Origin of the sequence: Actinospica durhamensis, from assembly GCF_018139695.1 — a bacterium.
Lineage (GTDB): Bacteria > Actinomycetota > Actinomycetes > Streptomycetales > Catenulisporaceae > Actinospica > Actinospica durhamensis.
On sequence record NZ_JAGSOG010000403.1, the window covers coordinates 1 to 5,719 of the forward strand.

The 5,719-nt window shown below is 71.2% G+C and carries 4 protein-coding genes and 2 pseudogenes; 4 read left to right on the forward strand and 2 right to left on the reverse strand.

The genetic code is table 11. From position 1 onward, the window contains the following. A pseudogene (locus KDL01_RS38610) lies at positions 1 to 105 on the forward strand (IS30 family transposase); the annotation flags it as partial. A 266-nt stretch (positions 106 to 371) separates the two neighbouring features. On the opposite strand, the pseudogene KDL01_RS44225 reads toward KDL01_RS38610, so the two are convergent. Beyond that, positions 372 to 1,052 (reverse strand): annotated as a pseudogene (locus KDL01_RS44225) (serine/threonine-protein kinase); the annotation flags it as partial. A 293-nt stretch (positions 1,053 to 1,345) separates the two neighbouring features. Between KDL01_RS44225 and KDL01_RS38615 the strand changes: the two are divergent. Together KDL01_RS38615 and KDL01_RS38620 are read left to right on the forward strand one after the other, a co-directional pair. Beyond that, the gene (locus tag KDL01_RS38615) at positions 1,346 to 1,759 is read left to right on the forward strand and encodes a hypothetical protein (RefSeq protein ID WP_212533681.1); all 414 of its coding nucleotides are present in this window, start codon (positions 1,346 to 1,348) and stop codon (positions 1,757 to 1,759) included. Between the two features lie 264 nt (positions 1,760 to 2,023). Continuing rightward, the gene (locus KDL01_RS38620) at positions 2,024 to 3,844 is read left to right on the forward strand and encodes a pectate lyase-like domain-containing protein (RefSeq protein ID WP_212533682.1); all 1,821 of its coding nucleotides are present in this window, start codon (positions 2,024 to 2,026) and stop codon (positions 3,842 to 3,844) included. A 160-nt stretch (positions 3,845 to 4,004) separates the two neighbouring features. Here the strand turns inward: KDL01_RS38620 and KDL01_RS38625 are convergent, their stop codons facing one another. Continuing rightward, the gene (locus tag KDL01_RS38625) at positions 4,005 to 5,048 is read right to left on the reverse strand and encodes an alcohol dehydrogenase catalytic domain-containing protein (protein WP_212533683.1); all 1,044 of its coding nucleotides are present in this window, start codon (positions 5,046 to 5,048) and stop codon (positions 4,005 to 4,007) included. 214 nt (positions 5,049 to 5,262) lie between these two features. Here KDL01_RS38625 and KDL01_RS38630 point away from each other — a divergent pair, with 214 nt between their 5' ends. Beyond that, positions 5,263 to 5,634 carry a DUF2255 family protein gene (locus tag KDL01_RS38630; protein ID WP_212533684.1) on the forward strand — a complete coding sequence of 124 codons (372 nt, stop codon included), beginning with the start codon at positions 5,263 to 5,265 and terminating at the stop codon, positions 5,632 to 5,634. Positions 5,635 to 5,719 lie beyond the last annotated feature (85 nt).

The following is a 5,719-nucleotide window of genomic DNA, read 5'->3' on the forward strand; positions in this document are numbered from 1 at the left end:
ACCGACCTGTCCGTACACAGCCCCGAAGACCTCGAACACGTCGCCCAACAACTCAACGCCCGACCACGCAAAACGCTCGGCTGGAAAACCCCAGCCGAGCGCCTGCGCAGCCCGCCACCGCCCGCCACGCGCACGCCGACCGGCCGGGGCCGCGCCACCCCGATCGGGGCGGGCGCCCGCTCCAGCCCCGCCTCCACCAAGGTCGTGCCCAGATACCGCCCGTCGTCCTCGCCCTCGCCCTCGTCGTCGCCGGCACCAGCATCGGGATCGCCATCGCCATCGACATCGGCACGCAGCTCCGCCAGCCGTTCCCGCACCACCCGCGCACTCTGCGGGCGCAACGCCGGATCACGCTCGAGCAGCTGCGCCACCAGGTCGGTGAACGCGGGCGGCAGCCCCGGGCGCACGCGATCCAAGCGCGGAGCATCACCACTGATCTTGGCCGCCACCATGGCCCACGGACCGTGTCCGCCGAACGGCGCGCGCCCCGTCAGCATCGCGAACAGCACTCCGCCGAGCGCATACAGATCCGAACGTGTATCTCCATGTTCGTCCGTGAACTGCTCAGGAGCCGCATACTCCCGTGTCGCCACCACCTCCAGGCGCGAGGAGTCCGCGACGGAGAGCTGCTGCGCCCGAGCCAGGCCCGCGATCCCGAAGTCCACCACCTTCACCAACCCCGCCGCGGCGATCATCACGTTGTGCGGCTTGATGTCGAAGTGCACCACCCCGGCGTCGTGCGTGGCCTCCAGCGCGGCGCAGATCTGCTCGCCGATCTCCAGCGCACGGCTCAGCGGCACCGTGCCGGACACCTCGATCAGCGCGCTCAGCGACACCCCGTCGACCAGCTCCATGACCAGGAACAACACGCCCTCGTGCACGCCGCGGTCATAGAGCGCGACCACGTTCGGATGATTGATCTGCGCCGCCGCCACCGCCTCACGCTCGAACCGCGCCAAGAGGTCCGCCGACGCCCCCTCACCCGTCCGCAGCAGCTTGATCGCGACATCCCGCCGCAGCACCCGGTCCCGCGCGGACCACACCTCGCCCATCCCCCCGCGCCCCAACCGCCCCGACACCTGGTAACGGCCGGCCAACAGCGTCCCGCGCTCCACACCCACGCTCCCATCCGATCGGCCCGACCGCGTCTCCCCGCCCGGGGACGAGCGCGCCCGCGTGTCATCGAGTTCTACTATGCCCGGCCGACCGGGACCCGCGGGACGGGCCCATCGTGCATTACCCTCGTTATCAGGAGATTCCGACCAGCCGGCCGAGCAAGGGGCGAGCCGGCCGTGACAGGGACGGGTGGGATCAGATGGCCGTCTTCCGGGCGTACGCCAAGGTCTTGGAGCCCGACGACCCGGCGACGCGGATCCACGAAGCGGGCTTTCGGACCTGTCCGCGGGGTCCCGGCCACGTGCTCGCCGACGTGCTGCGGCGGACCGGCGGTGTCTACGAGACGACGACCCCGCTGTCGCCGTGGTTGCGCGATGACATCCGCGAGGTCGCCGAACTGACGTCGGACGCTGAGCTGCTCGCGATCGCGGATCTGGCCGAGGTGCCCGTGTCCCTCGATCACCTGCGCGGCCTCGACCCGCGAACGCGCATCGTGATCAGAGCAGAGCTCCGCTATGAGGCGGACGAGGGCGCGCGGGTGAGCAGAACCGGGGACCGTAGGCCGGCCGTGGTCACGATCATGCCCGACGGCGCGGTCGTCGCCGGGGACGCCTGCCCGCCCCTTGCCGAGACAGGAAGCTGACACCGGTGCCACCCGTCCGCAGCGGAGCATCCCGTAGCACGGCCGAAACGTGGCCCGCGCCGGGTCTCTGACCTGCGTGAACGGTCCTCGGTCGCGGCCGGGTCGGGCCTCGTGGCCGAGGCTTCGAGGCGCCCCGGCCTTATCCGTGCCTCTAGCGCAGGGCATTGACGCTGCGCGGGCTAAGTGATTAGATCCGCCGGGAGAGCGCTTTCCCGCTCTTGAGGGCCAGCGTGACCCTTCCCACCCACCACGCCAGGGAGACCTGTGTCCGTCATCCCCAGTCGCCGCGACGTTCTGCGCGGCGTAGCCGTCGCCGCCGCGTTGCCGTTGATCGGCAACCTCTCCGCCGGATCGGCTTTCGCCGCCTCGCCCGCCTCGCCCGCCTCCCCGTCCGGCCACGGAGCCGGGGGCCTGGACTTCGGCGCCAACGTTCTGATCTTCGATCCCTCCATGGGCGACGCGGCGATCCAGGCCCAGGTCGACGCCGTGTTCGCGATTCAGCAGTCCAACCAGTTCGGCACGGAGCGGTACGCGCTGGCCTTCAAGCCGGGCACCTACAACGTCGACGTGAACGTCGGGTTCTACACCCACGTGCTCGGGCTCGGCGAGAGCCCGGACGACGTGGTGATCAACGGGCACGTCACGGTCGACGCGCAGTGGCTGCAGGGCAACGGCACGCAGGACTTCTGGCGCGCCGCCGAGAACCTGTGCATCGTCCCGCCGGACGGGCTCGAGCGGTGGGCGGTCGCCCAGGCGGGCCCGATGCGCCGCGCCCACATCAAGGGCGACATGAGCCTGTGGCCCAGCCCTCCCGGCAACCAGTGGTCCAGCGGCGGGTTCCTGGCCGACAGCGTGGTCGACGGGCAGGTCCAGTCGGGCTCGCAGCAGCAGTGGCTCTCGCGCAACGACACCTTCGGCAGCTGGACCGGCTCCAACTGGAACATGGTGTTCGTCGGCACCCAGGGCGCTCCGGCCCAGAGCTTCCCCAGCCCGCCCTTCACCACCATCGACCAGACCCCGGTCGTGCGGGAGAAGCCGTTCCTGACCCTCGCCGAGCACGGCGGCTATAGCGTCTTCGTGCCCGCGCTGCGCCGTAACAGCGCCGGGACGACCTGGGCCTCCGGGCGGGCCGAGGGATACAGCATCCCGCTCTCGCGCTTCCACGTGGCCAAGCCCGGCGACTCCGCCGCCACCATCAACGAGGCCCTCGCCCGCGGCCAGCACCTGCTGCTCACCCCCGGCGTCTACGCCCTTACCTCCCCGATCCGTGTCACCCGCCCCGGCACCGTCGTGCTCGGCCTGGGCCTGGCCACCCTGCAGGCCACACACGACAACTCGCTCATCGAGGTGGACGACATCGGCGGCGTCTCCATCGCCGGCGTGCTGCTCGAGGCCGCCTCGGACGACTCGCCCGTGCTGCTGCGCGTCGGCCACGGCCGCAGCCGGATCCAGCACGCCGAAGACCCCACCGTGCTCTTCGACATCTACGCCCGCATCGGCGGCGCCGTCGCGGGCGGTGCCACCGTCAGCGTCCAGCTCGACAGCAACGACGTGATCTGCGACAACTTCTGGCTCTGGCGCGCCGACCACGGCGAGGACGGCACCGTCGGCTGGACGGTCAACCCGGCCGACACCGGCGTGCTCATCAACGGCGACCGGGTCACCGCCTACGGTCTGGCCGTCGAGCACTACCAGAAGTACGAGGTGATCTGGAACGGCGAACAGGGCCGCTCCTACTTCTTCCAGAACGAGCACCCGTACGACGTGCCCACCCAGTCCGCCTGGACCCACGGCACCACCAACGGCTACGCCGCCTACAAGGTCGCCGACTCGGTGCGCGACCACCAGGCCTTCGGACTGGGCAGCTACTGCGTCTTCGACCTCGAGGCCCACATCTACACCGACCGCGCCTACGAGGTGCCCGACACCCCCGGCGTCGTCTTCACCGACCTGATGATCGTCTGCCTCAACGACGCCAACGGCGGCGGCATCGTGCACTGCATCAACAACTCGGGCGGTCCCGTGGAGAACGGCTTCGGCGTCTACAACATGCAGGGCTACTCGAACGGCGTCGCGACCGTCTGACACAGCCCTCAGACGTATCCGGGATCTCAGGGATCCCTCGATACGTTCGCGGTCGCGAAGGGGCACCGCGGAAGCTGCGGTGCCCCTTCGCGACCCCTTCGCGCTCCGTGTGAGCGCCCGGAGACGGACGTGCCGGGGGGACCAGGCCCCGACGCCGCGGTCACAGGTTGACGAGGACCTTGAGGCTCTTGCGGTCGGCCATGTCCCGGTAGCCGGCCGGGACTCCGTCGAGGTCGGTGACGGCGTCGAAGACCTTGCCCGGCTCGATGGCGCCGCTGAGGATGTCGGGCATGAGGCTCTCGACGTAGGCGCGCGTCGGCGCGGGGCCGCCGGCCAGGCGGACGTTGGGGCCGAAGAGGCTGCCGAAGCCGATCGGCGCGTCCTCGTACTGGGGGACGCCGACCCGGCTGATCACCCCGCCCGCGCGGACGATGCCGAGCGCCTGCTCGTAGGCGGACATCAGGCCCACCGCCTCGAGCACGACGTGGGCGCCCTCGCCGCCGGTGAGCTCGCGCACCTTCTCGACGCCCTCCTGTCCGCGCTCGGCCACGACGTCGGTGGCGCCGAATTCGCGGCCGAGGTCGGTGCGGACCTGGTGACGGCCCATCAGGATGATCTGCTCGGCGCCGAGCTGCCTGGCCGAGAGCACGGCGAGCAGCCCCACCGCGCCGTCGCCGATCACGGCGACGCGCGTCTGCGGGCCGACGCCGCCGCAGACGGCGGCGTGGAAGCCGGTGCCGTACACGTCCGAGAGGGTCAGCAGCGAGGGCATGAGCGCCGAGTCCGGGGCGACGGGGAGCCTGACCAGCGTGCCGTCGGCGAGCGGGACGCGCGCGGCCTCGGCCTGCCCGCCCTCGTCCGGGATGCCGTCCCAGAACCCGGCCTGCGGGTTCGCGCAGGAGGTGTGCACGCCTTCGTGGCAGAACGCACAGGTGCCGTCGGAGATGGCGAACGGCGCGACGACCAGGTCGCCCTTCTTGACCGTGGTCACCTCCGTGCCGACGTCCTCGACGACGCCGATGAACTCGTGCCCCATCCGGGCCGGCGGGTCCTCGGGTTTCCTGGTCGCATAGGGCCACAGGTCGCTGCCGCAGACGCAGGACGCGGTGATGCGCACGAGCGCGTCGGTGGGCTGCTTGATGACGGAGTCCGGGACGTCCTCGATCCGGACGTCGCCGGCGCCGTACATGAGCGTTGCACGCATCGGGTGTTCTCCGTTCGATTCGGGTGAGCGCGTGGTTCCAGCGTGATCGCCCCGGGCCGGGTCGGCATCCTCCCGGTGCCCCGGATGGGCGGGTGCGCGGGGCCCTGGCGCCGCCCCGTCTCGAATGGCTCAAGCGCGGTGGCGCGCACGGGTCGCAGCGGCGAATGTCGATTCAGGCCGCGAACGTGGCGGCACGGAGGCGCGAGGAGACATGATGACCACCTGGACCGGTGACGAGCTGAGCCGGATCGAGCAGGACGACGAACTGGAGGTCGCGCCCGTACGCGGTGACGGCGCCCCACACGCGCCGCTCCCGGTCTGGTTCGTGCGTGACGGCGAGGACCTGTTCATCCGCTCCTTCCACGGCGAGAGCGGCGTGTGGTACCGCGCCGCCCGCGCGAGCCACGAGGGCCGCATCCAGTGCGGCGACGTGGCGAAGGACGTCACCTTCGTCGAGGCCGACGACCCCGGCCTCAACGACCGGATCGACGCCGCCTACCGCACCAAGTACGGCCGCTTCGGCGCGCGCTACGTCGACTCGCTGGTGGCCGCGCGGGACACGACGCTCCAGCTCATGCCGCGCTGAGTCGACTTCTTCTCTGCCTGGTCAGCCCATGCCTGATCGGGCAGCCCGCCGGCCGCCGTGGCCACGACCGGAACGCCCGCGCGCA

Bases quoted from the DNA above. Each gene is read 5' to 3' on its own strand.
- KDL01_RS38625 (WP_212533683.1), bottom strand. From the start codon at position 5,048: ATGCGTGCAACGCTCATGTACGGCGCCGGCGACGTCCGGATCGAGGAC.
- KDL01_RS38630 (WP_212533684.1), top strand. From the start codon at position 5,263: ATGACCACCTGGACCGGTGACGAGCTGAGCCGGATCGAGCAGGACGAC.